Source organism: Verrucosispora sp. WMMD1129 (assembly GCF_029581255.1).
Taxonomy (GTDB): domain Bacteria; phylum Actinomycetota; class Actinomycetes; order Mycobacteriales; family Micromonosporaceae; genus Micromonospora; species Micromonospora sediminimaris.
The window spans coordinates 546697-572648 of sequence record NZ_CP120741.1; the positions used below are offsets into that span (position 1 = coordinate 546697).

27 protein-coding genes are annotated in these 25952 nt (G+C 72.2%); 14 read left to right on the plus strand and 13 right to left on the minus strand.

Annotation, left to right across the window (positions count from 1 at the left end; all coding sequences use genetic code 11):
* The first annotated feature begins 247 nt into the window (after positions 1 to 247).
* Together O7624_RS02495 and O7624_RS02500 are read left to right on the plus strand one after the other, a co-directional pair.
* Complete coding sequence (locus O7624_RS02495; RefSeq protein WP_093402074.1) at positions 248 to 1117, plus strand: PAC2 family protein; 870 nt, start codon at positions 248 to 250, stop codon at positions 1115 to 1117.
* A gap of 129 nt (positions 1118 to 1246) precedes the next feature.
* Positions 1247 to 2038: a GntR family transcriptional regulator gene (locus O7624_RS02500; RefSeq protein ID WP_282238743.1), complete on the plus strand. Its 792-nt coding sequence runs from the start codon at positions 1247 to 1249 to the stop codon at positions 2036 to 2038.
* A gap of 360 nt (positions 2039 to 2398) precedes the next feature.
* Here the strand turns inward: O7624_RS02500 and mshC are convergent, their stop codons facing one another.
* From mshC to O7624_RS02520, 4 genes are all read right to left on the minus strand, one after another.
* Complete coding sequence (mshC, locus tag O7624_RS02505) at positions 2399 to 3637, minus strand: cysteine--1-D-myo-inosityl 2-amino-2-deoxy-alpha-D-glucopyranoside ligase (protein ID WP_282238744.1); 1239 nt, start codon at positions 3635 to 3637, stop codon at positions 2399 to 2401.
* A 65-nt stretch (positions 3638 to 3702) separates the two neighbouring features.
* Positions 3703 to 4521, minus strand: coding sequence for an SCO1664 family protein (locus O7624_RS02510; RefSeq protein WP_282238745.1), 819 nt, complete (start codon positions 4519 to 4521; stop codon positions 3703 to 3705).
* A complete protein-coding gene (locus tag O7624_RS02515) occupies positions 4518 to 5099 on the minus strand; it encodes a DUF3090 domain-containing protein (RefSeq protein ID WP_093402070.1) in 582 nt (193 codons plus the stop codon). The genes O7624_RS02510 and O7624_RS02515 overlap by 4 nt, the downstream gene beginning before the upstream one ends.
* A gap of 118 nt (positions 5100 to 5217) precedes the next feature.
* Entirely contained in the window at positions 5218 to 5928 is a 711-nt protein-coding gene (locus O7624_RS02520; RefSeq protein ID WP_093402069.1) for a histidine phosphatase family protein, read from the minus strand.
* 780 nt (positions 5929 to 6708) lie between these two features.
* Here O7624_RS02520 and O7624_RS02525 point away from each other — a divergent pair.
* Positions 6709 to 7296, plus strand: coding sequence for a hypothetical protein (locus O7624_RS02525; protein ID WP_282238746.1), 588 nt, complete (start codon positions 6709 to 6711; stop codon positions 7294 to 7296).
* 311 nt (positions 7297 to 7607) lie between these two features.
* Here the strand turns inward: O7624_RS02525 and O7624_RS02530 are convergent, their stop codons facing one another.
* Positions 7608 to 8444 carry an undecaprenyl-diphosphate phosphatase gene (locus O7624_RS02530; RefSeq protein ID WP_093402796.1) on the minus strand — a complete coding sequence of 279 codons (837 nt, stop codon included), beginning with the start codon at positions 8442 to 8444 and terminating at the stop codon, positions 7608 to 7610.
* Positions 8441 to 9493: an LLM class F420-dependent oxidoreductase gene (locus O7624_RS02535; protein ID WP_210935793.1), complete on the minus strand. Its 1053-nt coding sequence runs from the start codon at positions 9491 to 9493 to the stop codon at positions 8441 to 8443. Before O7624_RS02535 ends, O7624_RS02530 begins: the two co-directional genes overlap by 4 nt.
* 139 nt (positions 9494 to 9632) lie before the next feature.
* On the opposite strand from O7624_RS02535, the gene O7624_RS02540 reads away from it, so the two are divergent.
* A complete protein-coding gene (locus tag O7624_RS02540; protein ID WP_282238747.1) occupies positions 9633 to 10604 on the plus strand; it encodes an aldo/keto reductase in 972 nt (323 codons plus the stop codon).
* A gap of 55 nt (positions 10605 to 10659) precedes the next feature.
* Positions 10660 to 10851: a DUF5703 family protein gene (locus O7624_RS02545; protein WP_093402794.1), complete on the plus strand. Its 192-nt coding sequence runs from the start codon at positions 10660 to 10662 to the stop codon at positions 10849 to 10851.
* Positions 10852 to 10923: 72 nt separating this feature from the next.
* Here O7624_RS02545 and O7624_RS02550 read toward each other — a convergent pair whose 3' ends face one another.
* Together O7624_RS02550 and O7624_RS02555 are read right to left on the minus strand one after the other, a co-directional pair.
* Positions 10924 to 11577 (minus strand): hypothetical protein, encoded by a 654-nt coding sequence (locus tag O7624_RS02550; RefSeq protein ID WP_282238748.1) that lies wholly within the window; start codon positions 11575 to 11577, stop codon positions 10924 to 10926.
* A gap of 34 nt (positions 11578 to 11611) precedes the next feature.
* Positions 11612 to 12940, minus strand: a complete 1329-nt coding sequence (locus O7624_RS02555) for a M20/M25/M40 family metallo-hydrolase (RefSeq protein WP_093402792.1) — start codon at positions 12938 to 12940, stop codon at positions 11612 to 11614.
* A gap of 114 nt (positions 12941 to 13054) precedes the next feature.
* On the opposite strand from O7624_RS02555, the gene O7624_RS02560 reads away from it, so the two are divergent.
* From O7624_RS02560 to O7624_RS02570, 3 genes are all read left to right on the plus strand, one after another.
* Positions 13055 to 13654, plus strand: a complete 600-nt coding sequence (locus tag O7624_RS02560; RefSeq protein ID WP_093402841.1) for a hemerythrin domain-containing protein — start codon at positions 13055 to 13057, stop codon at positions 13652 to 13654.
* A gap of 77 nt (positions 13655 to 13731) precedes the next feature.
* Positions 13732 to 14730, plus strand: coding sequence for a LysR family transcriptional regulator (locus O7624_RS02565; RefSeq protein ID WP_282238749.1), 999 nt, complete (start codon positions 13732 to 13734; stop codon positions 14728 to 14730).
* A 19-nt stretch (positions 14731 to 14749) separates the two neighbouring features.
* The gene (locus O7624_RS02570) at positions 14750 to 14986 is read left to right on the plus strand and encodes a hypothetical protein (protein ID WP_282238750.1); all 237 of its coding nucleotides are present in this window, start codon (positions 14750 to 14752) and stop codon (positions 14984 to 14986) included.
* A gap of 62 nt (positions 14987 to 15048) precedes the next feature.
* Here O7624_RS02570 and O7624_RS02575 read toward each other — a convergent pair whose 3' ends face one another.
* From O7624_RS02575 to O7624_RS02585, 3 genes are read right to left on the minus strand one after another with little or no spacing between them, the layout of a single operon-like run.
* On the minus strand, positions 15049 to 15399 hold the full coding sequence (locus tag O7624_RS02575; protein WP_282238751.1) for a DUF3140 domain-containing protein: 351 nt from the start codon (positions 15397 to 15399) through the stop codon (positions 15049 to 15051).
* On the minus strand, positions 15399 to 15563 hold the full coding sequence (locus O7624_RS02580) for a hypothetical protein (RefSeq protein ID WP_282238752.1): 165 nt from the start codon (positions 15561 to 15563) through the stop codon (positions 15399 to 15401). Before O7624_RS02580 ends, O7624_RS02575 begins: the two co-directional genes overlap by 1 nt.
* Before the next feature lie 14 nt (positions 15564 to 15577).
* A complete protein-coding gene (locus O7624_RS02585) occupies positions 15578 to 18124 on the minus strand; it encodes an ATP-dependent Clp protease ATP-binding subunit (protein WP_282238753.1) in 2547 nt (848 codons plus the stop codon).
* Between the two features lie 114 nt (positions 18125 to 18238).
* Between O7624_RS02585 and O7624_RS02590 the strand changes: the two genes are divergently transcribed.
* From O7624_RS02590 to O7624_RS02610, 5 genes are all read left to right on the plus strand, one after another.
* Complete coding sequence (locus O7624_RS02590) at positions 18239 to 18628, plus strand: hypothetical protein (RefSeq protein WP_282238754.1); 390 nt, start codon at positions 18239 to 18241, stop codon at positions 18626 to 18628.
* 147 nt (positions 18629 to 18775) lie between these two features.
* Positions 18776 to 19036: a hypothetical protein gene (locus O7624_RS02595; RefSeq protein ID WP_092379879.1), complete on the plus strand. Its 261-nt coding sequence runs from the start codon at positions 18776 to 18778 to the stop codon at positions 19034 to 19036.
* A gap of 8 nt (positions 19037 to 19044) precedes the next feature.
* The gene (locus O7624_RS02600) at positions 19045 to 19974 is read left to right on the plus strand and encodes a hypothetical protein (RefSeq protein WP_282238755.1); all 930 of its coding nucleotides are present in this window, start codon (positions 19045 to 19047) and stop codon (positions 19972 to 19974) included.
* Positions 19967 to 22636 (plus strand): FtsK/SpoIIIE domain-containing protein, encoded by a 2670-nt coding sequence (locus O7624_RS02605; RefSeq protein WP_282238756.1) that lies wholly within the window; start codon positions 19967 to 19969, stop codon positions 22634 to 22636. Before O7624_RS02600 ends, O7624_RS02605 begins: the two co-directional genes overlap by 8 nt.
* Positions 22633 to 23301: a hypothetical protein gene (locus O7624_RS02610; protein ID WP_282238757.1), complete on the plus strand. Its 669-nt coding sequence runs from the start codon at positions 22633 to 22635 to the stop codon at positions 23299 to 23301. Before O7624_RS02605 ends, O7624_RS02610 begins: the two co-directional genes overlap by 4 nt.
* A gap of 96 nt (positions 23302 to 23397) precedes the next feature.
* On the opposite strand, the gene O7624_RS02615 is transcribed toward O7624_RS02610, so the two are convergent.
* On the minus strand, positions 23398 to 24711 hold the full coding sequence (locus O7624_RS02615) for a cupin domain-containing protein (RefSeq protein ID WP_282238758.1): 1314 nt from the start codon (positions 24709 to 24711) through the stop codon (positions 23398 to 23400).
* 9 nt (positions 24712 to 24720) lie between these two features.
* The gene (locus O7624_RS02620) at positions 24721 to 24963 is read right to left on the minus strand and encodes a hypothetical protein (protein WP_093402782.1); all 243 of its coding nucleotides are present in this window, start codon (positions 24961 to 24963) and stop codon (positions 24721 to 24723) included.
* Between the two features lie 201 nt (positions 24964 to 25164).
* Between O7624_RS02620 and O7624_RS02625 the strand changes: the two genes are divergently transcribed.
* Positions 25165 to 25902, plus strand: coding sequence for a PIG-L deacetylase family protein (locus O7624_RS02625; RefSeq protein ID WP_282238759.1), 738 nt, complete (start codon positions 25165 to 25167; stop codon positions 25900 to 25902).
* Positions 25903 to 25952 lie beyond the last annotated feature (50 nt).

Sequence of the window (25952 nt, forward strand, 5' to 3'; positions counted from 1 at the left end):
CATTGTGTCATCGGGATCACGCTGCCCGCTTTGGTGCGCATTGCCCGAGACGTGCCCTGCCGGCCCGGTGCCCGCACGGTCCCACGCCGGTGTCGACGCCCTCCCCATCCGGCGCGGCCGACGGGCCGGGTCCGGGCCTGGCACGTAGGCTGACTGACGTGAAGGACTACAGCGACACCGCCACGCACCGTGGGCGGACGACCGGGACCATCTCCCGGACCGCCGGTGACGAGCAGGAGGTGACGGCGTGACCGAGTTCGACGGGCTGCCGGTGCTGCGGTCCCCGGTCGCCATCTGCGCCTTCGAGGGGTGGAACGACGCGGCGGACGCATCCACCGCGGCGGTCGAGCACCTGGAGCAGGTGTGGGAGGCCCGGCCCGTCACCGAGCTGGACCCGGAGGACTTCTACGACTTCCAGGTCAGCCGGCCCACCATTGCCATGTCCGACGGCGCCACCCGCCGGGTGGAGTGGCCGACCACCCGGTTCACGGTCGCCAGCCCCGCCGGCACCGAGCGGGACGTGGTGCTGATCCGCGGCATCGAGCCGAGCATGCGGTGGCGGACCTTCTGCGAGCAGGTGCTGGAAATCTGCCACAGCCTGGAGGTCGAGCGGGTGGTGCTGCTCGGTGCTCTGCTGGCCGACGTGCCGTACACCCGGCCGCTGCCGATCAGCGGCAGCGCCTCCGACGCCGACGCCGCGCGCCGCTACCAGCTCACCCCGACCCGATACGACGGGCCGACCGGCATCGTGGGCGTGCTGCACGACGCCTGCACCCGGGCCGAGGTCGACGCCGTCTCGTTCTGGGTCCACGTGCCGCACTACGCCAACAACCCGCCCTGCCCGAAGGCCACCCTCGCCCTGCTGCACCGGGTCGAGGAGGTGCTGGATCTGCCGGTGCCCATGGCCGACCTGGCCGAGGAGGCCGCCGAGTGGGAGCAGCGGGTACGCAGCGCCGCCGAGCAGGACGCCGAGCTGGGCGAGTACGTCCGCGAGCTGGAGGAACGCGTCGGTGACGCGGGCATCACCCCGTTGACCGGGGACGAGATCGCCCAGGAGTTCGAGAAGTACCTGCGCCGCAGGGGCGGATCTGCCGGCCCCACCGCCGGTTCCTGGTAACCCGCTACCCCGTTCCGCTTTCGAGACCCCGGGTCGTTCGTCGGCCCGGGGTCTCGACGTATGTGTCGGGGTGGCGGCGCTCACCACCCGTACGGCATCCTAGGAACCTAGCTGAAATGAGGAGGCGGGATGCAGATCAACCCGGGGGCGGCCGAGTTCCCGCACCGGCAGATCGCCGCGCAGCTCAAGACCCAGATCCGCCGCGGCGACTGGGCGCCCGGCGAACGGCTGCCGTCCATCCCGGCCATCGCCGAGATGTTCGGGGTGGCCAAGCAGACCGTGCAACGCGCCGTCGACCAGCTGCGGGTCGAGGGCATCCTGATCACCAAACCCGGTTCCGGTACGTACGTGCGGGGCACTCGGCGGCGACTCAACCGGCTATCCCGGGGCCGCTATGGCGGCTTCCGCGGCTACCACACCGACCTGGCGGCCCGATATCGCCAGCAGCTCGTCTCCGTTGGCCGCTCCCCCGCGCCGCCCGAGGTGGCCGATGCGTTCGGCGTACCCGACGGCACCGAGCTGCTCTGCCGCCGCCACCTCGTCCGCACCGAGGACGCACCGGTCGAGGTGGGCGCCTCCTGGTTCCTGCCCACCGACACCGCCGGCACCACACTGGAGCGGGCCGAAGCGTTCGGCCGCCCGCTCTACCAGGAGGCCGAGGAGGCCACCGGCCGCCGGTACGCGACCGCCACCGACACCATCACCGCCCGCCAACCCAGTCGCGAGGAGTCGGAGACCCTCCAGATCCGACCGGACACCCCGGTGCTGCACCTGCTGCACGTGGCGTACGACCCGCAGCGCAAACCGATCGAGGTCGCCCAGGCCACCTGGCCGGGCCCGGTCACCACGCTGACCGAGGAGTACCAGATTCCCGCCCCCACCGCCGAGCCGGACCCCGACCCCGGCCTCGTCCTCGGCTGACCCCCACCACCTCACGTCCGCCACCCCTGGGGACCTCGACCCGACGGGGAACAGGTAGCAGCAACATCGGCGATGTTGTCCCCTCCCGAGCGCCCGAGACAGCAACATCGGGAAAGTTGCTGTCTCAAGGCGTCCGGGAGGGGCGCGCACGACAACAGGATCGGGGACGTTGCCCTACGGCGTCCGAGGCAGCAACATCGGCGATGTTGTCCCCTCCCGGGCACGCCAGGCAGCAACATCGGGGATGTTGTCCACCGGGGCGGGAGGGGGTCCCGGCGCGGAGGGGCACCGCGCGGGAGGGCACCGCGCGGAGGGCACCGTGGGAGGCGGGGACGTCGGGGACTTTGCCGGCTCGGGCTGTCAGAGACGGATGCCGAGCAGGGCGTCGACGGTCTCGGCGAAGAGGCGCGGCGCGGCCGGGTCGTCGTCGGCGCCGGCCAGGGTCCGCTCGGCCCACTCGTCGGCCAGCCGCAGGGCACCAGGGGTGTCGAGATCGTCGGCGAGTCGTTCGCGTACGCCGGCCAGGAACGCCGCCCCGGACGGTCCGGCGGTCGCGGCGGCGGCCCGCCGCCAACGACCCAGCCGTTCCTCGGCGGCGGTGAGCAGGTCGTCGGTCCAGGACCGGTCGGCGCGGTAGTGACCGGAGAGCAGGGCCAGCCGGACCGCCATCGGATCCACCCGGTCGGCGCGCAGCCGGGAGACGAAGACCAGGTTGCCCCGGGACTTGGACATCTTCTCGCCGTCCAGCCCGATCATGCCGGCGTGCACGTAGTGGTTGGCGAACGGTGCTGCCCCGGTCAACCGCTCGGCGTGCGCGGCGGAGCACTCGTGGTGCGGAAAGAGCAGGTCGTTGCCGCCGCCCTGCACGTCGATGGTGGAGCCGAGCAGGCCGAGGGCGATCACCGCGCACTCGATGTGCCAGCCCGGCCGGCCCGGACCGAGGTCTCCGCCCGGCCAGGACGGCTCGCCGTCGCGGGCACCGCGCCAGAGCAGCGGATCCAGCGGGTCACGCTTGCCGGCGCGGTCCGGGTCGCCGCCGCGCTCGGGGAAGATCTCCAGCATCTCCGCGCGGGACAGGTTGGACTCGTAGCCGAAGCTCGGTGCGGCCGAGATGTCGAAGTAGACGTCACCGGTGCCGTCGTCGAGGCGGTACGCGGCACCGTCCTTGAGCAGCACCAACACCTTCTCGGCGATGTCCGGGATCGACTCCACAGCGCCGACGTAGTGGGCCGGCGGGATGATCCGCAAGGCCTCCATGTCCTCCCGGAACAGCGCCGTCTCCCGCATCGCCAGGACCTTCCAGTCCTCGCGGTCGCGTTCGGCCCGTTCCAGCAACGGGTCGTCGATGTCGGTGACGTTCTGTACGTACCGGACCTCGTGACCGGCGTCGCGCCACATCCGTTGCACCAGGTCGAAGGTGATCATGGTGGCGGCGTGACCGAGGTGGGTGGCGTCGTACGGGGTGATGCCGCAGACGTACATGGTGGCGGTGCCGTCCGGATCGCTCGGCTGCACACTTTCCCGCGCCGAGTCGAACAACCGCAACGTCTCGCTCCGGCCCGGCAGCCGCGGCACCTCGTGCCCCACCCAAGACTCCATGACCGTCAGCCTAGCCAGCCGTTGGGCGACGTCACGCCGGCCCGAGAGTGATCAACGCGACAGGCTCAGATCGGCGGCCAGGGCACCGCCGGCCAGTCCTGGGACGGCTGCGGATAGCGACCGCTCTCGCACAGCCGGTCGACCCGGGCGGTCAGCTCGGCGATCTCACCGAGGGTGAGGTGCTCGGCCAGTTCCTCGCCGAGCGGGCCGGCGAGCTGACGGGACAGGCGGCCGAGCATGTCGACGGCGTCGGCCGGCAACGACCGGCCGGCCCAGCCCCAGAGCACCGTACGCAGCTTCTCCTCCACGTGGAAGCTCACCCCGTGGTCGACCCCGTGAATCCGGTCGTCCGGACCGACCAGGACGTGGCCACCCTTACGGTCGGCATTGTTGATCACCGCGTCGAGCACCGCGAGGCGGGCCAGCCGCGGATCGTCGGCGTGAGCCAGCGCGTACGGGGTGCCGTCGTCGTCGCGGGCGGCCGCGATCGGGAACCAGCGGGGTGGCACCGAGTCGGCCGGCACGAAACCCACGAGTGGCTCGGCGTCGGGCGGCTCGTCGATCCACAGTTGGCAGGAACCGGGCCCGAACGGCCCGTCCCGCAGCACCGTCGGCGGCACCAGATCCCAACCGGTGGCGGCGGAGACCAGGTAGGCGGCCACCTCGCGGCCCGCGAGGGTGCCGTCCGGAAAATCCCACAGCGGTCGCTCGCCGCGCACCGGCTTGTACACGCACCGCGCCGACGCTCCGTCCAGGGTCAGCACGCCACGCAGGGTGGTGTTCGAGGCATCGACGAGCCGCCCTTCGACGGTCAGCTCACCGTCACGCAACAGGCGCAGCGCGGCACCCCCGTCCTGTCGGGGAGCCACGCCGGACGAGGTCACCGGTGGTAGCCGTTGTTCCGGGGGCAGAGGTGGCCAGCCGGGTCGAGGGGCTGACCGCAGAGCGGGCACGGCGGCCGGCCGGCGTTGACCACGCGCCGGGCCCGCTCGATGAACGCGCGGGTCGCTTCAGGGGTCAGCCGGACCCGGAGCCGGTCGAGGTCCTCGTCGGGCTCGACATCGTCGGGGTCGTCCTCCTCCTCCGACTCGCCAAGCTCGATCTCGGTCTCCGCCTCGCCGACCGCGATCGCCTCGATCACCACGGTCGCGGTGTCCGCGTCGAAGGCCAGGCCCAGCGTGCCGACCCGGAACTCCTCGTCCACAGGTGTCTCCAGCGGGTCGTTGTCACCGACCGGGACGGCAGCAGCCTCAGGCAGTTCCACACCGAACCGACGCTGGGCCTCGGTGAGCAGTTCCTCCAGCTTCTCGGCGAGCAGGGAGACCTGGACCTTCTCCAGCGCGACGCTGACCAGCCGGCCACCGCCGCGCGCCTGAAGGAAGAACGTGCGCTCCCCCGGCGGCCCGACGGTCCCGGCGACGAACCGCTCCGGCGGCTCGAAGGCGTGCACCTGGTGGGTCATACCCACGACCCTATCCGGCGGCCCCGCACAGCGCGCACCCCACCGACCCGAATAGCGACGCCGCCGACACCGCGTGTCCCGCTCGCGGTGCGCGCCGCGGAACACGGAGCCGGGCGGCTCACCGGGACGCCCCCGCCCCACCGCCGACCGCGGCGTCCGAGTCCGCCGGCCGGCGGGCCCGCCGACGCCGTTTACCCGGCGGTGGCACCAGGCCGGCCAGGTCACCGCCGACGTCGTTGAGGCGTACCAGGAAGGGCCGCAGAGGGGTGTAGCGGATCGCGGTCACCGACGCCGGGTCCACCACGATCCGCTGAAAAAGATCCAGATGTACGCCGAGCGCGTCGGCGACGATGGCCTTGATCACATCGCCGTGGCTACAGGCCAGCCAGACCGCCTCGGGACCGTGTTCGGCACTCAGTCGGGCGTCCCAGGCGCGTACCGCCGCGACCGCTCGGGTCGCCATCTGCGCCATCGCCTCGCCACCGGGGAAGACGGCCGCGCTGGGGTGCTGCTGCACCACCGGCCAGAGCGGTTCCTTGGCCAGCTTCTTCAGTGGCTGACCCTCCCAACTGCCGTACCCGCACTCGATCAGACCGTCGTCCACCACCGGCGACGCCTCGGGCAACGCCAGGTCCAGGGTCTGCCGGCACCGGATCAACGGGCTGGTAACCACGGCCGTCAACGGCACCAACCGTAGGCGTTCACCAACTGCGGTGGCCTGGGCTCGGCCGGTCTCGTCCAGTTCGACGGGCTGCCGACCGGCGAGCCCACCGTCGGCGTTTGCGGTGGTGCGTCCGTGCCGCAGGAGCAGAAGTGTCGCCACCCGCACAACCCTAGGCCCTCGCCCCACACCCCTCAGGGCAGTGCCCAACTCCCCCCGACGGCAACCCCGGCCACCTGCCACTCGCCACCACGCAGCAGCTGCGCGGTGGCGGGTGGCGGGTGGCGGGTGGCGGGGAGATCTTGGTGCGATTCGGCCCTCTGGTGGGCGGTTTCGGACCAAGATCCGGGGCTGTGGTGGTTCGGCAGCCCGGCGTTTCGGGTGGCGGGCGACTTGGCTCGGGCCTGCTGCGCGTTGGCGGGCGCCGGATGCGGCAAGTCGGGCCTTCCCGGGCGCCGGAGACCGCGACTTGCCGCATGTCGTGAATCGGCGAGCCATTTGGCTCGGTGGGGTGGAGCGCGGGTGGCGGTGTGGCGTGGTGTGGTGTCCGGGATTCGCGGCGGGTGCGGTGGTGTGGTGTGGTGTCCGGTTTTCGCGGGCGGTGGCGGGTGGCCGGACGGAATGATCGGCGGTCGGTCGGCGTTGTAACCAGTGACTGACCACGCAGCACTTACCCACCTACCCACCTACCCCCTTGGTGGGCCCGGCGGGACACGGGAATGACCCGCCCCGGTCAGTCGTTGGACATGGTCCCGGCGCGTGAAGTGGCACCGCCCCACGCGTCACCCCCTTCGGGCCGACAGTTCGGCCCAGACCCTCGGAACCGAAACGGCCCACCCCAGAGGCCGACGGTCCCACCAGTCCTTCTGGCACCCCACGTGCACGGTCCCACCGCCACCCCCTGTGCAGGCGGGCCGGACCTCACCCCCGAACGCGAAGGAGCCCCCCATGAACACCACGCTGCGCAAGAGCATCCTGGGCATCGCCGGCCTCACCGCCGCCGCCGGACTCGCCGCCGGCCCCCTGAACCACGCCACCAGTAACGAGCCCACCCCGATCACCCCGATCGCCGCGGTCCAGGCCGACAAGCCGGACATGGGCAAGCTGCTGCCGCACGGCACCCCCAGCAACCAGTCGCATGTTGAGTTGAACGATGAGCAAATCGCGAACGTGAAGGCGATCATCGCGGCGACGAAGAAGGCCGGCATGGACGAGCGGGCCGCGGTCGTGTCGATCGCCACCGCGCTGCAGGAGTCGAAGTTGGAGAACCTGGGTCACCTGGGTGACCGCAACGACCACGACTCGCAGGGCCTGTTCCAGCAGCGCCCGTCCTCCGGCTGGGGCACGATCGAGCAGATCACCGACCCCGAGTACTCGACCCTGGCGTTCCTGAAAGGGTTGAAGCAGGTCGACGGCTGGCAGGACATGCCCCTCACCGAAGCAGCGCAGACGGTGCAGGTGTCGGCCTACCCCGACCACTACGCCCAGTGGGAACAGCAGGCCGCCGACCTCGTCGCCGAACACTGGACCAGCTGACCCCCACCACGGTCAGACAACAACCGAAGACATTCCTCCACAGGGGGAGCAAGAACCGCTGGCCGGCACCCGAAACCCGGGTGCCGGCCAGCGGCATACCCAACAACACCAGACAGCAGACAGCAGACAGCAGGATCCTGGGCCGGCTGGCCTACCTTCGCGCGGAGGCGGACCAGGTCAGGCTGGGGGCGACCGTGCCCGGCGCAGGGATCAAGCCTGACCGCCCGAAGCCGGGCACGGTCGCCCCCGCCCAAACCGCAACCACCCTTAAACCGCAACCGCGCCGGAGCCGCACACCCCAGAACTCAGGCTCAGGTGGCGCTGATGGTGCCGGTGAGCAGCAGGGCCAGGACGAGCGTGCCGATCGCGACCCGGTAGAGCACGAAGATGTAGAGGGTGTGATGCGCGACGTAGCGCAGCAGCCAGGCGATGGCCGCGTAGCCGACACCGAACGCGATGAGCGTGGCGACGACCATCTGCGCGACGCTGGGTACCGAGGTGCCGGGTGCCGCCGGTTCGAAGACGTCACCCAGGCTGAACACCCCGGACATCACCACCGCCGGGATGGCCAGCAGGAACGAGTAGCGGGCCGCCGTCTCCCGGGTCAGGCTCAGGAAGAGACCGAAGGTGAGCGTCGCTCCCGAGCGTGACACGCCGGGGATGAGCGCCAGCGCCTGGGCGAAACCCATCACCACGCCGTCCCGCATCCGGAAGTCCCGCAGCGTACGGGTCTGCCGGCCCCAGTACTCGGCGAAGGCGAGCACGAAGGCGAACACGATCAGGGTGGTGGCCACCACCCACAGGTTGCGGGCGGTTTCCCGGATCTGGTCCTTGAACAGGAAGCCGAAGAGACCGATCGGGATCGAACCGATGATCACGTACCAGCCCATGCGGTAGTCAAGGCTGGAACGGACGGATTTGTCCCAGATGCCGACGACCCAGGTTCGGCCGATACGCCAGATGTCCTTGGCGAAGTACAGCAGCACCGCCGCCTCGGTGCCCAGCTGGGTGACCGCGGTGAACGATGCTCCGGCGTCCTGTTCGAAGAAGATCGCCGAGGTGATCCGCAGGTGACCCGACGAGCTGACCGGAAGGAACTCGGTCAGGCCCTGGACGATGCCCAGGACGATGGCTTCGATCCAGGTCACTCCCCGACTCCCGAGAGGTCCAGCGCCTCGGCGACGGTCCGCAGGGTCTGCACACCGGTGTCGCGGTCGGCGGCGAAGAGGGTCACCGACAGGGTGGTGACCCCGGCCTCGGCGTACTCGCGCATCCGCTCGGCGATGCGCTCCTTCGGACCGAGCAGCGAGGTCCGGTCGATGAACTCCATCGGCACGGCGGCTGCGGCGTCGCGCTGCCGCTTGGCCAGGTACAGCTCCTGCACCTCGCGGGCGGCGTCACCGTAGCCCATCCGGGTGGCCAGTTGGTTGTAGAAGTTCTGCTGGCGGCTGCCCATCCCACCGACGTACAGCGCTGCGTACCAGCGGACCAGCTCGGCGCAGGAGTTCAGATCGTCACCGACCACGACCGGCACGGACGGCACCACGTCGAAGCCGGCCAGTTCCTTGCCGGCCTTGGCCCGGCCGGCACGCACCGCCGCGAGCTGCTCCTCGGCGAACTCGGGCGCGTAGAAGACGGCCAACCAGCCGTCGGCGATCTCACCGGCCAGTTCGAGGTTCTTCGGGCCGACCGCGGCCAGGTAGATCGGGATGTGTTCGCGCGGCGGGTGGAAGCCCAGCCGCAGCGCCTTGCCGGGGCCGTCGGGCAGCGGCAGCGTGTAGAACTCGCCGTCGTAGGCGACCTCCTTGCGGCCCACCGCCAGCTTGACGATGTCCACGTACTCGCGGGTGCGGGCCAGCGGCTTGCCGAACCGTACGCCGTGCCAGCCCTCGGAGACCTGCGGGCCGGACACACCCAGACCGAGCCGGAACCGCCCCCCGGACAGCGAGTCGATCGTGGCCGCGGTCATCGCGGTCATCGCGGGCGTCCGGGCGGGGATCTGCATCACCGCGCTGCCGATGTCGATCCGCTCGGTCTGCCCGGCCATCCAGGCCAGCATGCTCGGCGAATCGGAACCATAGGCCTCGGCGGCCCACACCACCGAGTAGCCGAGCCGGTCCGCCTCCTGAGCCAGGGCCAGGTGATCGGCCGGCGTGCTCCACGCTGTCTGGTATCCGAGGCTTAGCCCGAGTCGCACAGAGTCCTCCCCCATCCGCAGTCGCATCAGGTTACGCGGTGTGGGTGGCCGGGACGATCACCGGCTCACCCCGATTCGCGGGCAGACTCGACGGGAGCGAGGATATCCGTCCGGCCCTGGTTCGAAATAAGGTTCACCCATGCAGCAGCGACCGCTCGGCCGCAGCGGGCTGGCGGTTTCCCGGCTCGCGCTCGGCACCATGACCTGGGGCCGGGACACCGACGCCGACGACGCGGCCGCGCAGTTGAAGAGTTACCTCGACGCCGGTGGCAACCTGATCGACACCGCCGACGTGTACGGCGACGGCGACGCCGAGTCGGTGATCGGCTCGCTACTGGGCAGCCTGGTGCCCCGCGATGAATTGTTGATCGCGACGAAGGCGGGGCTTCGACCGGGCGGCAGCCGACGCCGGGACGGCTCCCGAGGGCACCTGCTACGCACGCTGGACGCCTCGCTGCGACGGCTCGGCACCGACCACGTCGACCTGTTCCAGGTGCACGGCTACGATCCACAGACTCCGCTGGAGGAGACCCTCGCGGCACTTGATCATGCGGTGGCCAGTGGCCGGGTCCGCTACGTCGGCGTGTCGAACTTCTCCGGCTGGCAGACCGCCCGGGCGGCGGCCTGGCAGGCGGCCTGGCCGGGGCGGGCCCCGGTGGTGGCCGCCCAGGTGGAGTACTCGCTCCTGGAGCGGGGGGTGGAGCGGGAGGTACTGCCCGCCTGCGAGGCGCTCGGGTTGGGTGTGCTGCCCTGGTCCCCGCTCGGTCGCGGCGTGCTGACTGGCAAGTACCGGCACGGTCGCCCGGCGGACTCCCGAGCGGTTTCGCCCCATTTCGAGCGTTTTGTCGCCACCTACCTGGAGCCGCGCTGCTCCAGCATCGTAGAGGCGGTGGCCACGGCCGCGGGTGGCCTCGGCGTCTCCCCGCTGGAGGTCGCGTTGGCCTGGATCCGGGATCGGCCGGGAGTGACCGCCCCGATCCTCGGTGCGCGCACCTCCGGACAGCTGCTCGGGGCGCTTCAGGTGGAACGGATGACCCTGCCCGACGAGATCACCACGGCGCTGGACGACGTTTCGGCGCTGGAGGTCGGCTATCCGGAGCGCGATGGTTGAGCATCACCCGGTGAAGGGTGGCGCTTCCGGGGTCCAACTGGGCAGCATAGGCCCCATGGACTACGAATACGCGCCGCTGCGGTTACCGCCGAACGTCGATCGGTTGACCGCCGCGGCGCAGCTGGCGATCCAAGCGGAATACTCCGGCTGGGAGCTGGCCCGGGTGCGGCTGTTCCGCGACGGTACGCGGCAGGTGATGCTGCGCCGCCGACGGGTCAACCAGCCGCAGCCGGGCCTGTCGTACTGACCGTCGGCGGTGCGGCAATCACCGGGCCGACCGTACCGGCCGGCCCGGTGACCGATGGGACAGCCTGTGCTGTCAGTGCACGTGGTCGTGCTCGTCGTCGAGTTCCAGGAACGGGTGCTCGTCGAGGCGGCCGACCAGGCGGTCGTCGGCGCCGGGCTGGAACGGACCGGCCGGGTCGTCGTCGGCGAACGACTCCAGGTCGACCGGGGTACCGACCTCACTGACCATCACCACACCGTCGAGCGGTTCCAGCTCCGGCACGTCGAGCGCGCCGAGCGAGCCGTCGCCGCTCTGTAGCAGCTCCAGCACGGCCTCGCCGACGCCCTCCACCGGCGGCACCTCCTCGTCGCCGGGCACGCCCTCGCGGCGGGCGGCCTCGGCGATGCGGATCAGCGCGGAGACGCTCGGCACCCGGTAGTCACGCCGCTGGCGTACGGAGATCACCTGCGGGTGCGGGTCGGTCGACTCGACGCCCTCGCCGCCGGCGAAACGCTGATCGGCCTCGTCGGGGTCGATGGACTCGACGTCCCACGGGGTGACCTCGCCGAAGGCGTCCATGAGTTGCTCGTCGTAGGCGAACGACGCATTGTTCAGCGCGACGTACGCCTGCCAGACGTCGTCGTCGTCGATCCGGCCCTGCGCGGCCCGGACGGCGGCCAGGTGGTGGCGGGCCGCTTCGATCACGCGCTCGAGAGCGACGTCCAGCTCACCGTGCTGGTCGGTCATGTGAGGCGTCCCCTTCACGAAGAATCCAGGATGTCTAGCAGGTACGCAGGAACCGGTCGAGAACCCGCACGCCGAACTGTAGTCCGTCCACCGGGACCCGCTCGTCGATGCCGTGGAACAGCGCCGAGAAGTTCAGGTCGGCCGGCAGGCGCAGTGGTGCGAACCCGAAGCAGCGGATGCCCAGCTGCGAGAAGGCCTTGGCGTCGGTGCCGCCGGAGAGCATGTACGGCACGGGTCGGGCACCCGGGTCCTCGGCCCGCAGCGCGGCGCCCATGGCCGCGACCAGCTCGCCGTCGAAGGTGGTCTCCAGCGCCGGCTGCCGTTGGACGTACTCGATGGCGATGTCCGGGCCGATCAGCTCCCGCAGCTGCCGCTCCAGCAGCTCCGACTGTCCGGGCAGGCTGCGGCAGTCGATGGTGGCGCTGGCCCGGCCGGGGATCACGTTGTCCTTGTAACCGGCGGCGAGCCGGGTCGGATTCGCGGTGTTGCGGATGGTGGCGCCGACGATGTTGGCGATCGGGCCGAGCTTGGCGATGGCGGCCTCCGGGTCGTCCGGGTCCAGGTCGATCCCGAGCACCTCGGAGACCTCCTCGAGGAAGGCCCGCACGGTGTCGGTGACCACCACCGGGAAGCGGTGCCGGCCGATCCGGGCCACGGCCTCGGCCAGCGCGGTGACCGCGTTGTCGTCGTGCAACATCGAGCCGTGCCCGGGCCGGCCCTTGGCGTACAGCCGCAGCCAGTCGATGCCCTTCTGAGCGGTCTCGATGAGGTAGAGCCGCCGCGCCGGGTCCACCGTGTACGAGAATCCGCCGACCTCACCGATGCCCTCGGTGCAGCCGTCGAAGAGCTCACGGTGCCGGGTGGTCAGGAAGTGCGCACCGTACTCGCTGCCCGCCTCCTCGTCGGCGGTGAACGCGAGCACGATGTCCCGTGGTGGGCGCACCCCCGTACGCTGCCAGTGGCGTACCACCGCCAGGACCATCGCGTCGAAGTCCTTCATGTCGATGGCACCGCGACCCCACAGGTAGCCGTCGCGCAGCTCACCCGAGAACGGGTGCACCGACCACTCGTCGGCATCGGCCGGTACGACGTCCAGGTGCCCGTGCACGAGCAGCGCGCCACGGCTGGGGTCGACACCGGGTATCCGGGCGACCACGTTGGCCCGACCGGGCGCGGACTCGTGGACGACCGGGGTGATGCCGACATCGGCAAGCTTTTCCGCGACGTACTCGGCCGCGCCGCGTTCGCCGACGCTGGTGGCGTTGTCGCCGGTGTTCGTGGTGTCGATGCGCAGCAGATCCCGGCACAGCTCGACGACCTCGTCGGTCGGCGCGGGAAGGGCGGCGTGGGCGTCGCTCGTCATCGTGCCTTCATATCAGCCTAGAGTTTCGGTTCGGGCGGCCGCGGGTACTGCCGCGCCTGCCCGATGCCCGTCGAAGCCCTCTCGTCGCTCCGCCCGCCCGCCCAGGAGGCGACCATGTCCGTCCATCTGCCGCCGCTGCCACCCACCCCCGGGGACGCCTACCAGCCCACCGGGCGCAGCATCGCCGACCTGGTCGCCGAGGAGCACCGGCAGTTGCTGCAGTTGACCCGGCGCCTGATCGAGCCCGGGCCGGACCCGGAGCACGGCCGCGACGTCCTGGTCGCCGCCCTGTCGCGGCACCTCTCCGGCGAGGAGCAGTACCTGCTGCCCGCCGTCCGGCACGCCGTCGAGGGCGCGAACCCGCTTGTCGACGAGGTGTTGACCGGCGACGTCGAGCTGCTGCGCGCCCTGCGGGAGCTGACCGACGAGAACCTGCCCGACATCGCCGCCCGGGTCGAGGCGCACGCCCGTGCGGTCGATCCGCTGATGCAGCGGCTGTGTGCCTCCGCCACCGAGGAGGAGCTGATCCGGCTCGGCAACCGGTTGGAGATCGCCGAGGAGGCGGCACCGACCCGACCGCATCCGGCGGTGCCGCACAACCCGCCGTGGAACCGGATCGTCGAGCCGGCGGTCGGGGTGGTCGACAAGGTTCGGGACGTCCTCGCCGGTCGGCACACCCAGTTGGGTGAGCTGACCGAGCCGCCACCTCGGTGAGAGACCCACGCCACGTTCATGGTCGTTGATCCGTCCAGGCACTACCGCCGGCTGCGCCGTGGCCCTACCGTCACGCTATGAACCTGGAGTTGCGCCACCTGCGGGTGGTCTGCGCCATCGCGGAGACAGGGAGCGTGACCAAGGCGGCCTCGACGCTCGGCCTGGCCCAGCCGGCGTTGACCGCCCAGCTCCAGCGGATCGAACGCACCCTCGGTGGGCCGCTGTTCGAACGGGACCGGCGCGGCGCGCGGCCCACCGCCCTCGGCGAGCTGGTGCTCGCCCGGGCCCGGGTGCTGCTGCCGGCGATGAAGGGCCTGCAGGACGAGGCGGCCCGATTGGCCGGCGCGGGCGACGCCCCCCGCCGGTACCGGTTCGGCGGAGTGAACAGCCCGATCCTGGGTCGGCTGGTGCACCGGCTGGCGGCCGAGCAACCGCAGGCGCAGATCAGCACGCATGCCTCCTGGTCGGTCGACGAGCTGGCCCAGCTGGTCGCTGGCGGACGGCTGGACTACGCGCTGACCGGGGTCTGCGGTGACTCGACACCGTCGGCGGACTACGGGCTGAGCTGGCGGGAGGTCGCGGTCGACCCGGTCATGGTGCTGCTGCCGGAGACCCACCCGCTGGCCGGGCGCGACGAGGTGGACCTGGCCGACCTGCGGCACGAACAGTGGGTGGCGGCCCCGGGGGACGGTTGCTTCGGTGACTGCTTCGCCGCCGCCTGCGCCCGGGCCGGGTTCACCCCCCGCAAGGTGTACGAGGCCGACGTGCGCAGCTGCATCGATCTGGTCGACGCCGGCGAGGCAGTGGCCCTGTGTCAGGCCACGTTCCGGCCGGTCGCCGGTCTGGTGACCCGCCGGCTGGTCGAGGCGCCGCTGCGCTGGCGGTTGATGCTGGGCTGGCACCCGGAGTCCGCCGCCGCCCGCACCGCCGATCTGGTGCTGGAGACCGCTCTGGTCGCGTACACCGATGCCCTCGCGCCGCATCCGGCGTACCTGGCCTGGCTGCTGCGGAACCCGGCATTCGGAGTTCGGCGACCGGCACCGGTGGTGTCAGCGCATCGGGTGCGAACCGGCTGAGCGCGGGTAAGGGGCGGGTATGACCGACCTCTATCCCGCCGCCGACGACCGCGAACTGCTTCGTCGGGCTGCCGCCGCGCACACCGCCGCCGTCCGCGAGTGCGAAGCGTTCCTGCGCCGGTTGCCGGAGGTGCCCGACCCGGCCGACCTGGCCGAGTACGCGAACCTGCTCACCCGCGAGGAACAGACCCGCGCCGAGCGGCAGGCCGCCGCCGACGCCGCCGGGCTGGCCATCGCCAGCCTCGAAGCCGAGTAGCCCGCGCGGACGTACGGTCGTCCCCGGCGCGATGCGGCGGCGCCGGGGACGACCGTGGCGGGTCAGCGTTCGACGAGCACGTCGTGGCCCAGGTCGAGCAGGCTGTGCCGCCATTCGTCGTCGGAGTTGCCCCGGCCGGGCTTGGCCGCGGTCAACGATCGGATCCGCTCGACGGCGTCACGCATCACGTCGATGTCCTCCGGCGTCAGGTCGACCTTGCGTTTCCGCAGCACGGCGAGGATCTGCCGGCCCGGCTCCGGCAGGTTCAGGTCCGGGTCGGGGCCGAACGCGCTCTCGCCGGAGCCGCGGGTCAGCAGCCACTGTCGAAGTTGCTCGGACGGCACGTTGACCTCGGCGTGGAAGTCCTCCCAGAGCACTTCCACCTCTGGGTCGAGTCGCTGTTCGCGTACCATCAGCCCTCCTCTACCGGCGGCGACCCGGACTCCTCCGGGTGCCCCTCGTCGGTCTGCCCGCCCAGCCCCTCCGGCGGCACCTGCACCCGGGCGGGGTTGGCCGTCGGTGGCGCCAGGATCGCCTCGGTCCGCTCGTCTTCGCGGGCCTCGTCCGGTTCGGTCATCAGTACCCTTCCGGTCAGCGGGGATGCGAGGTCTCCGCCCTGGCATGACCCCGGCCGGCCGCCACGTCGAAGGCCAGCCGGTCGTCCCGGGCGTCGACGGTGACCCGCTGACCGGGCGAGATCTGCTGCTCCAGCAGCATCCGGGACAGGTGGTTGTCGACCTCCCGCTGGATCACCCGGCGCAGTGGCCGGGCGCCGAACTCCGGCTGGTAACCGTGGTCGGCGAGCCAGTCGATGCCGGCGGCGGTGAAGTCCACCTCGATGTCCTGGGCGTGCAGCCGGCGACGGGTCTCCTCCAGCAGCAGTTCGGTGATCTGGCGCAGTTGCTCGGCCTCCAGCCGACGGAAGATGATCACCTCGTCGATCCGGTTGAGGAACTCGGGGCGGAAATTCTCCTGCAACCGGCGCATCAGCCGCTCCCGCAGCTCGTCGCTCTCCTGCCCCGGCTCGCCGGCGCCGAAGCCGACCGCGCGCTGGGTGCCGGTGATCAGTTCGGAGCCGAGGTTGCTCGTCATGATGAGTACGGTGTTCTTGAAGTTGACGGTGCGGCCCTGGCTGTCGGTCAGTCGCCCGTCGTCGAGCACCTGCAACAGCACGTTGAACACGTCCGGGTGGGCCTTCTCGATCTCGTCGAGCAGCACCACCGCGTACGGGCGGCGACGGACCGCCTCGGTGAGCTGGCCGGCCTCCTCGTACCCGACGTAGCCGGGCGGAGCGCCGACCAGTCGACTGACCGTGTGCCGTTCCTGGAACTCGCTCATGTCGACCCGGACCATCCGGTCCGCCTCACCGAACAGCGCCTCGGCCAACGCCCGCGCCAGTTCGGTCTTGCCGACGCCGGTGGGGCCGAGGAACAGGAAACTGCCCATCGGCCGGTTCGGGTCGGCCAGGCCGGTACGGGAGCGACGGACCGCCTCGGCGACCGCGGTGACCGCGTCGTCCTGCCCGACGACCTTCTCGTGGAGTTGACCCTCCAGCCGCAGCAGCCGGTCCCGTTCCTCCTCGGTGAGCTGGCTGGCCGGGATGCCGGTGGCCCGGGACACCACCTCGGCGATCTCCTCCGGTCCCACCTCCGGCACCTGGTTGCCGCTGCCGTCGTCGCCGCGGGCCCGGTGCACCTGGCTCTCCAGCTCGGCGACCCGGTCGCGCAGCGCGGAGGCACGTTCGTACTGCTCGTCGGCGACGGCCTGCTCCTTGTCCCGCCGTACCTCCTCCAGCTGCTGTTCCAGGTCGCGCACGTCGGCGTCCGGGGTCCGGGTGCGCAGCCGGACCCGGGCGCCGGCCTGGTCGATCAGGTCGATGGCCTTGTCGGGGAGGAAACGGTCGGTGAGGTAGCGGTCGGACAGTTCCGCGGCGGTCACCAACGCCTCGTCGGTGAACCGCACCTGGTGGTGTGCCTCGTAGCGGTCCCGCAGCCCGCGCAGGATGGCCACGGTGTCCTCGACTGTGGGTTCGGGTACGAACACCGGCTGGAAACGCCGGGCCAACGCGGCGTCCTTCTCGATGCTGCGCCGGTACTCGTCGAGGGTCGTCGCGCCGATCACCCGTAGTTCGCCGCGGGCCAGCGCCGGCTTGAGCATGTTGGAGGCGTCCATGCCGCCCTCGCTGCCCGCGCCGCCCGCACCGACCAGGGTGTGGATCTCGTCCAGGAAGATGATCAGCTCCTCCCGGTGGGCCCGGATCTCGTCGATCACCTTCTTCAGCCGCTCCTCGAAGTCGCCCCGGTACCGGGTTCCGGCGACCAGGCCGGCCAGGTCGAGCTGGATCACGCGCTTGCCGAGCAGTGTCTGCGGCACGTCGCCGTCGCAGATCCGCTCCGCCAGTCCCTCCACGATCGCGGTCTTGCCGACACCGGCCTCGCCGATCAGCACCGGGTTGTTCTTGGTACGCCGGGACAGGATCTCCACCGCCTGCTCGATCTCGTCGGCGCGCCCGATCACCGGGTCGATCTGGTCGTTGCGGGCCAGGTCGGTGAGGTCCTGGCCGTACTGGTCGAGCGTCGGCGTGCCCCGGTCCGGTCGAGGCCCGCCGGCCGGACCACGTTCGGCGTTGGCGGCCTGCAACGACTCCGGCTGGATCCGGCCGGCGGCGAGCATCCGGCCGGCGGGCGACTCCGGGTTCAACGGCAGGGCCATCAGGATGTGTTCGGGCCCGATGTAGTTGGCGCCCATCGCCCGGGACAACTGATGCGCGTCGAGCAGGGCCCGCTTGGCCGCCGGGGTCAACGACAGGTTCGGCGGCACCTCACCCTGTGGGGCGCCGTCACCGCGTCCGCCCAGGGCGTTGACCAGGGTGTCCGGGTCCGCGCCCGCCCGCCGGACCAGGTCGCGCAGCGGCTCGCGTTGCAACGCCGCCCAGAGCAGGTGGTCGGTGTCCAGGTCGTTGCTCTGCTTCTGCGCGGCCCGACGCGCCGCGTCGGCCAGCATCTCCCGCGCGTCCGCAGTCATCAGTCGGGTGATGTCGACCCGATGCGCCGGGCGTCGCCCGCCCTCGCCCCGACCGAAGTACCGCGCCAGGAACTCGTCCCACGGGTCGGAGCCGAAGTCACCGGGTCCAATCATGTCTGTCCTCCGCGGTCGGGCGAGACGGTCGGCACGGGCTACCCCGGCGCCGGCCGGACAAACGCCACGAAGGGCCAACCAGCCGTTGCCGACACCGGATGGCAGGCTGAACGGATGGAACCGACACCGCTGCTGATCGTGGACGCGGCCAACGTGGTCGGCTCGCGCCCGAACGGCTGGTGGCGCGACCGGGCCGGCGCCACCGCCCGACTACGCGACACGCTCGTCCCGCTGAGTGGGCGGGGTCTGCCGCCGGAACTGCCACCCCCGGTCGAGGTGGTGCTGGTGGTGGAGGGGGCGGCCCGGGACGTGCCGGGCGTCGAGGGAGTACGCGTGGTCTCCGCCGCCGGCTCCGGCGACGATGCCGTGGTCGACCTGGTGGCCGGCACCGGGCAGCGGCGACGGGTGGTGGTGACTGCCGACCGCGAGCTGCGGCAGCGGGTCACCGCGTACGGCGCGGAGGTGCGGGGACCACGGTGGCTGACCGGTGGTGGCGGTGGGTGAGCGGCCGCCCACCGGTCCCACGAATCGGACCCGGGGCGTCTATGGTCGACAACCGGTCAGCGGGGCAGGAACACTGACAGGGCAGTTGTTCTGTCCCCTACCGGCATAGGCTCTAATGGAGTCCTCCCCGCCCCCAGGAGGTTCCGCGTGGCGAGCGTCGCCGAGCTCAAGGCAGCCATCGATGTCGCACTTCAGCAGATCGGTGACGGTCAGAGCGCCGTGCAGGCCGCCGGCGAGAAACTGGCCGAGGCGCAGCAGACCCTCGCCGGGGCGCTGGAGGGCAGCGGTCACACCACGGTGGAGGCGGCGCAGGCGTCGCTGACCCAGGCCAGCCAGGAGCTGGAGGAGTGCCTCGCCGCGACACTCGTCGCGGTCGAGCAGGCCCAGCAGTACGTCTCGACGCTGTAGGGGCGGGCGTGTCCATCGTCGAGGAGGTCGGCGCGCAGGTCCGCGCCGCCGCCGAGGAGTTGCCGCTGGGTCTGCTCGGGCAGGCGCTGGAGAAATTCGGCCTGGCCAGTGAGCGGCTGCGCTGGGTACGTCAGGAGTCGGCCAACCCGATGGGGGTACCGGAGCTGTCCGCCGCCACCGAGCACGCGGAAACCGCCGGCTACGCGTTGCGGCTGGCCCAGGAGCAGCTGACCGCGTACCTCGCCGCGATCGGGCTGGCCCCCGACGGCGCGCCACCGACGCCGGGGCAGCCCGAACGGCGGCCGGTGCACGACGCGCCCGGGGCGGCCGAACCGGTGGTCGCCGCGCCCGAACCCGCCGGCGAGGTGCGGCTGCGTCGCTGGTGGTCGGTGCGGGTGGCCGAGCTGACCGGCGAGCGGGAGGGTCCGGCGGAACAACCTGACGAACGCATCGCTGACTCCCGGGAACTGCTGCACCGGGTGGTACGCGGTGTCCGGGCCGGTGATCGCGACCGGCTGCACCGCGAGCTACGTGGCGCGCACGCCGACGTCGGTCTGGGGCTGGCCGCCGTGGCCCCGCCGCTGCTGCGCGACCTCGCCAGCGAACTGCTGGGTCATCCGCCGCGCGGCGACGACCTCGCCCGGCTGCACCGCGAACTGGACGGTCGGGTCCGCGACCTGCTCCCCGGCCTGCCAGCCCCGGTGCTGGAAACCCTGCTCAGCCGGGTCTGCCGGATGCCTCCGCCGCGGCGCGGCGAGGGCGAGCAGCCGCACGCCGCCGACCCGGCGGTCACCGCCGGGGTGCTCACCGGCGTCCTGCTCGACCGTCTCGGCCGCGACCTGCCGCCCGAGCCCGGTGCCGGCGACCGGCCCTCCCACGGCCGGCCCACCTCCCCCGACGAGCCAGTCAGCCAGCCGAGGCGCGGTATCAATGGCTGACCGGCGCAATCAGCTGGTCACCCGCGTCCGGGAACTGCTCGCCGAGGCACTCGGCGCGTCCCGGCAACGGTCGGCCACGGCACAGATCACGCTCTCGGCGGCCCACGATCGGGCGGTGCGGGTACGTCGGGCCGCCGCCGGCGTGCCGGAGCGTGTCGGCGCCGAACGCGACCGCCGCCTCGCCGAGATCGACTCCCGGCACGCGGCACGGTTGGCGGTGCTGGCCCGGGAGGCGGCCGAGGCCGCGGCCCGGGAGGCGCCCGGCGCAGGTTCGGCGGACTGGCCTGGGTGGCGCCCCACCCCGGCCGAGCGAGCCGAACCACCGGGAGCGACCCGGATCGGCACCGTACGGCTGGCCGGCACCGAGCCGGTACCGGCACTGGTACCGCTGCTCGATTCCGGGCACGTGACGCTGGACGGGGACGCCGACGGCTGCGCCGCCGTGGTCGCCGCGCTGCTGCTGCGCAGCCTGGGCCGGGCGGCACCGGGCAGCGTACGGCTGGTCGGCTACGACCCGGACCGGCTCGGCGGCGGGCTGGCCGGATTCGCTCCGCTGGGTCCGGCGGGGCTGCTCACCTTCGTCGGCCCGGGTGGTCTGGGTCGACTCCTGGACGACCTGGTGGAACAGATCCGCCGGATCAACGAGACCGTCCTGGCCGGCGAGCACGCGTCGCTGCGCGACCTGGCCGCCGCGACGGGACGCCGGCCGGAGCCGTGGCGGGTCGCGGTGCTGCTCGGCGGCGACGAACTGTCCCGGCACGAGCGCGGCCAGCTCGACCGGGTGGTCCGTGCCGGCGCGGCCTGCGGGGTCCACCTGATCGTGCGGGGTGTGCCGGTGCCCGACCAACAAGCGGTTACCCGGGTGACGGTGACCGCCGACGGCGCCCGGATCGGCAGCCTGCCGGTCCGGCTCGACCCGCCTCCGCCGGCTTCCCTGGTCACCGAGACCTGCCGGGACATCGCCTCCGTGGTCAGCGCCGGCCCCGCGCCCACCCCATTCACCGATCTGCTGCCGCCGGCCGACCAGATGTGGCGAGAGGACTCGTCGACCGGGCTGACCGCGCCGATCGGTGAGGGACCACAGGGCCGGCCGGTGCTGCTCACCCTCGGCGACTATCCACCGCACGCGTTGATCGGGGGCCCCTCCGGCACCGGCAAGACAAACCTGATCTTCGCCTGGATCGGGGCCCTCGCGGCCCGGTACTCCCCCGCCGAGTTGGAGTTCTACCTGCTGGACTTCAAGGAGGGGGTGTCCTTCGCCCGGTTCGCCCAGGGCCGGCGGGACCCGAGCTGGCTGCCGCACATGCGGCTGGTCGGCATCAACGTCAACACCGACCGGGAGTTCGGCCTGGCGCTGCTGCGCTTCCTGGCCGAAGAGTTGCGCCGACGGGCGGACGCGGCCAAGAAACACGAGGTCACCAAGCTGGCCGAGCTGCGCGCGGTGGACCCGACCGGACACTGGCCGCGCATCGTCGCGGTGGTCGACGAGTTCCAGATGCTGCTGGCCGGCCGGGACGCGGTCGCCCGGGAGGCGGCCGACCTGTTGGAGGACCTGGCCCGCCGGGGCCGCTCCCAGGGCATCCACCTGGTGCTGGCCTCACAGGACGTACGCGGCATCGAGGCGCTGTGGGGTCGACCCGCGCTGGTGGCCCAGTTCACCCTGCGGATCGCGCTGCCGAAAGCGCTGCGCATCCTCGCCGAACGCAACGACGCCGCCCAGTCGCTGCCGAAGTTCCACGCCGTGGTGAACGCCGAGTCGGGCCTTTCCGAGGGCAACCAGGTGGCCCGGATCCCGTCGGCCAGCGACTGGGAGACGTGGAGCGACCTGCAGCACCGGCTGTGGCGGATGCGTCCGGCGGAGGCGTCGCCCGCCCGTCTCTTCGACGGCGACGCCGTTCCTCGGCTGGCCGACGCGCCGGACTTCCGGGCGCTGCGGGCGCCGGAGGTCGGTACGCCCCGGGGGCCGGTCGCGCTGCTCGGCGAGATCATCGACGTGCAGGCCCGCTCGGCGGTGCTGCGCCTGCCCCGGGCACCCGGCCGCAACCTGGCCGTGCTGGGTACCCGGGTCGACGAGGCGTGCGCGGTGCTGGACTCGGCGGCCCGATCGCTGGCCCGGCAGCACCGCCCCGGCAGCGCCCGCTTCTCGATCGCCTGCCTGGATCCGGACGCCGACCCGGCGGCCCGGGCCCTGTACGAGGATCTCGCCGACGACGCCGCCTGGTACGACGAGGAGACCGTGGCCGAGCTGATGGCCGAGACGGCCGACGCACTGGGTGCGCCCGGCGCCACCGGAGCACCTCACTATCTGCTGCTGTTCGCCGTCGATGCGGCGGCTGGGACGCTCGCCGCACGCACCGGCCGGGCCACCGGGCTGGAGAGCCTGCGCCGGATCCTGCACGACGGCCCCGAACGGCGTACCCATGTGTTGGCATGGTGGCGTGGGGTGGCCCGGATGCGCGCCGACCTGGGCGGCACCGGCGCGCGTACCGATCAGATCGGCGCCTGGGTGGCACTGGACACCCACGGCGGGGAGTTGGGCCCGTCATTGTACCCGGGCAGCGGTGGGCCGGACTGGTACCCCCGCCCGTGGCGTGGGCTCTTCTTCGACCGGGCGGTGCACCGGACCGGGCAGACCATCATTCCCTACGGGCCGGCCCGATGAACGAACCGGTCACCAGCCAGACGTACACCGCCCAGCTGCGACGGCTCGCCGAGCTGGCCGCCCGGGTGCGCGAGCAGCGCGACGAGGCGCGGGACTGGTACGACCAGCAGTGCGCGGCGGCCGACCGAGCGGTGGCCGAGTCCGCCGACGAGGTGTACCAGGCCGAGCGGGAGCTGGCGGCCGCGCGCGAGGCGCAGGAACGGGTGGACGCCGAGGTGGCGGTGCTGTGGCAGGAGCTGAACAGCCGGCTGGGCGGTGGCGGGCGACGGGCCGGGGCACCGCCGGCGCCTGCGCCGGACGCGACCGGCGACCCGGTCGCGCTGTTGGACGCCGTACGCGATCTGCTGCGCCGTACCCGTCAGCCCGGCGAGCTGCCGGGCAACGTCAATCCGCTGTTGGCGTTGTGTGGTGTCGGCGGTGCGGTGCTGGCGTACGCGCTGGGCGCCGTCGCCCGCGCCCTGGGTGTCCGCAACGACGGTGACCTGGCTGTCGGCCTGCCGGTGTTGGCTCTGGTGGTGACGCTGCTCGGCCCGGTGCTGGGCCTGATCCCGGCGCGCCTGATCGCCGACCGTCGCCACGCCGTGCTGAGCCCTCGCCCCGTCCTCATCGTCGTCATCGCCGGCCTCACCGTCACTCTTCTCCTCCTGGCCCTCCCCCTCCCCTGACCACCCTTCCCCCCTCGTTGATCAAGAGTTCGCGTCGGGATTTCCGGCGAGACCGACGCAAACTTCTTGATCACGGTGAGCTGGGCGGCGGGACGATCAGGCGGGGGTGAGGGCGGCCTCGCGGAGGAGGCGGCGGGTGAGGGTGAGGCGGTCGGCGTCGGTGTCCAGGCCGGGGAGGTCGCCGACGCGGACCGCCGGGCCGGCGAGCAGCGCCCGCACCGCGGGTCCGCACTGCGCCGGCAGGGTGACCGTACGGTCGAACAGCCGCAGCGCCACCCGCTCGCCCTCGGCGACCAGCTGCCAGCGCAGGCCCGCCCGGACGGTGACCCGGCTGTCGGCGGTGAGCGTGGTGATCGCGGCGGCCTGAGCCAACGGCCGGATCGGCGCCGGACGTGACGCCGACCAGGCCCGTTGCCGCAACCGGCCGGCCACGGCGGCCGGGTCGGCCCGCAGCAGCCACTCCCGCAGTGCCTCGACCGTCTCGGTCAGCTCCGGTTCGATGGCGTCCGGATCGGCCACGTCGACGCCGAACGGCAGGGTCGCCCGCAGTCGCTGGTCCTCGGCGGCCAGCGCGAGCAACTCCTCGACCAACGCGTACCGGGTCAACGCCCGGACACCGACGGTCAGGTGCAGCGAGCTGGATTCCTGCGCCTGGGCGCTGTGCAGCCAACCCCGGGGCAGGTAGAGCGCGTCACCCGGTTCCAGGACGACGTCCAGCGCGGCGGGCCCCTGTGCGGTCGCGGCGACCTCGTCGGCGCGGCCGCCCCATGGTTGCCGCTCCAGCGGGTCGGGCAGCACCGGCGGATGGATCCGCCAGTGCTTGCGGCCGTCGACCTGAAGCACGAAGACGTCGTGGGTGTCGTAGTGGGTGGCGAAACCCTGGCTGTCCGGCGGGGTGAGGTAGGCGTTGACCTGCAACGGCTGCCCCACGGCCAGGCTCAGGTCCCGGGTGAAGTCGATCAGCGCCGGCCAGGTGCGGTGCAGACCCTGCAGGACCAGGGTGGCACCGTCGGCGTACAGCTGGAGGATCCTCTCGTCGAGGACCTGATCGTCGATCTCGGCGCCGGCGCCACCGCCGCCGGTGTACCGCGCCGCCGGCAGCACCTGGCCGTCCTTGGCCACCCGCAGGAAGGGGGTACGCAGGCCGCGCCGGCTGAGCAGTTCGTCGGCGTCGGCGGGGCTGAGCAGATCAGTGAAGCCGGCCGGGTTGGGCAACTCGTCGGCGCGGGACAACAGCGGGGTGCGCCCCCAGTGCGCGGCGGCGAACTTCGCCGCTTCCACGCTGACGCAGCGGGCCAACGCGACCGCGGCCGACGCCCGATCGGCGGGCTCGTCGAGGCCGGACGGCACGGCGGCCGGAGACGAAGCCGCCGGGCGGCCGTGGCCGCCCGGCGGGTCGAGATACGTCATGGCGATCCGTTACCGGGCTGCGCCGTCGGCGCCGCCGTCCTGCTGACCGGGGGTCGCGCCGCCGTCGGCCGGACCCTCGGCGCTACCGTCCGCACCGCCGTCGTGCTGACCCGGGGTCGCGCCGCCGTCGGCCGGACCCTCGGCGCTACCGTCCGCACCGCCGTCGTGCTGACCCGGAGTGGCGCCGCCGTCGGCCGGACCCTCAGCCCCGCCGCCGCTGGTGGTCTGCATGTCATCGTCGTTGAGTGGCATCGTGCTCCCTCGGATTGACCCGCCCCCGCCGCCATTGGTCGGTTGCGTCCTGCCGCGGGTGGTACCCCGCTCCCGATCTTCTCTAACCACACACCTGGTCCCACCGTAATCGCCCGAACCGTCCGACATGACCAGTTCGCCGCTGCGGGCGGGCCAGCGCCTCGGGTGGCAGGATTGCCGGACACACCGACGGAGGTGCTCATGACTGAACCACTGGAGCCGGTGACCGAGGACTGGCAGCGCGCCCTGGCGATCGTGGCCCATCCCGACGACCTGGAGTTCGGTGCCGCCGCCGCCATCGCCCGCTGGGCCGGGCAGGGCAAGCAGATCGTCTACTGCCTGGTCACCAGCGGCGAGGCGGGCATTGACGGGATGCCGCCGCCGCGTGCCCGAGAGGTACGCGAGCGAGAGCAGCGGGAGTCGGCAGCCCTGGTGGGCGTGGACACGGTCGAGTTCCTGGGCCTGCCCGACGGGGTGCTGGAGTACGGCGTACCGCTGCGCCGGGAACTGGCCGCAGTCGTCCGGCGGCACCGCCCGGACATCGTCATCACCAACAACTTCCGGGCCACCTGGGACGGCGCTGACGTGCTCAACCAGGCGGACCACATCGCGGTGGGGCGGGCCACCCTGGACGCGGTCCGTGACGCCGGCAACCGGTGGATCTTCCCGGAGCAGCTCACCGACGGCGTCGAACCGTGGGGCCGCGTACGGCAGGTGTGGGCGGCCTCGTCGCCGCGTTCCCGCCACGGGGTGGACACCACCGCCACGTTCGACCAGGGGGTCGCGTCGCTGCTGGCCCATGAGGCGTACCTGACCGGCCTGGGCGACGGCAGTTTCGACGCCGAGGAGTTCCTGCAGGGCGGCGCGCGGCCGGTCGGCGCCCGGCTGGGCGCGCGCTACGGCACCTCGTTCGAGGTGTTCCACTTCGACCTCTGGTAGGGCCTGGGCCCCGGCCCGGGCCCCGGCCCGGCGAACCGGGCCGCGTCGAC

Bases quoted from the DNA above. Each gene is read 5' to 3' on its own strand.
- O7624_RS02500 (WP_282238743.1), top strand. From the start codon at position 1,247: ATGCAGATCAACCCGGGGGCGGCCGAGTTCCCGCACCGGCAGATCGCC.
- mshC (WP_282238744.1), bottom strand. From the start codon at position 3,637: ATGGAGTCTTGGGTGGGGCACGAGGTGCCGCGGCTGCCGGGCCGGAGC.
- O7624_RS02515 (WP_093402070.1), bottom strand. From the start codon at position 5,099: ATGACCCACCAGGTGCACGCCTTCGAGCCGCCGGAGCGGTTCGTCGCC.
- O7624_RS02525 (WP_282238746.1), top strand. From the start codon at position 6,709: ATGAACACCACGCTGCGCAAGAGCATCCTGGGCATCGCCGGCCTCACC.
- O7624_RS02540 (WP_282238747.1), top strand. From the start codon at position 9,633: ATGCAGCAGCGACCGCTCGGCCGCAGCGGGCTGGCGGTTTCCCGGCTC.
- O7624_RS02545 (WP_093402794.1), top strand. From the start codon at position 10,660: ATGGACTACGAATACGCGCCGCTGCGGTTACCGCCGAACGTCGATCGG.
- O7624_RS02550 (WP_282238748.1), bottom strand. From the start codon at position 11,577: ATGACCGACCAGCACGGTGAGCTGGACGTCGCTCTCGAGCGCGTGATC.
- O7624_RS02555 (WP_093402792.1), bottom strand. From the start codon at position 12,940: ATGACGAGCGACGCCCACGCCGCCCTTCCCGCGCCGACCGACGAGGTC.
- O7624_RS02560 (WP_093402841.1), top strand. From the start codon at position 13,055: ATGTCCGTCCATCTGCCGCCGCTGCCACCCACCCCCGGGGACGCCTAC.
- O7624_RS02565 (WP_282238749.1), top strand. From the start codon at position 13,732: ATGAACCTGGAGTTGCGCCACCTGCGGGTGGTCTGCGCCATCGCGGAG.
- O7624_RS02570 (WP_282238750.1), top strand. From the start codon at position 14,750: ATGACCGACCTCTATCCCGCCGCCGACGACCGCGAACTGCTTCGTCGG.
- O7624_RS02575 (WP_282238751.1), bottom strand. From the start codon at position 15,399: ATGGTACGCGAACAGCGACTCGACCCAGAGGTGGAAGTGCTCTGGGAG.
- O7624_RS02580 (WP_282238752.1), bottom strand. From the start codon at position 15,563: ATGACCGAACCGGACGAGGCCCGCGAAGACGAGCGGACCGAGGCGATC.
- O7624_RS02585 (WP_282238753.1), bottom strand. From the start codon at position 18,124: ATGATTGGACCCGGTGACTTCGGCTCCGACCCGTGGGACGAGTTCCTG.
- O7624_RS02590 (WP_282238754.1), top strand. From the start codon at position 18,239: ATGGAACCGACACCGCTGCTGATCGTGGACGCGGCCAACGTGGTCGGC.
- O7624_RS02605 (WP_282238756.1), top strand. From the start codon at position 19,967: ATGGCTGACCGGCGCAATCAGCTGGTCACCCGCGTCCGGGAACTGCTC.
- O7624_RS02610 (WP_282238757.1), top strand. From the start codon at position 22,633: ATGAACGAACCGGTCACCAGCCAGACGTACACCGCCCAGCTGCGACGG.
- O7624_RS02615 (WP_282238758.1), bottom strand. From the start codon at position 24,711: ATGACGTATCTCGACCCGCCGGGCGGCCACGGCCGCCCGGCGGCTTCG.
- O7624_RS02620 (WP_093402782.1), bottom strand. From the start codon at position 24,963: ATGCCACTCAACGACGATGACATGCAGACCACCAGCGGCGGCGGGGCT.
- O7624_RS02625 (WP_282238759.1), top strand. From the start codon at position 25,165: ATGACTGAACCACTGGAGCCGGTGACCGAGGACTGGCAGCGCGCCCTG.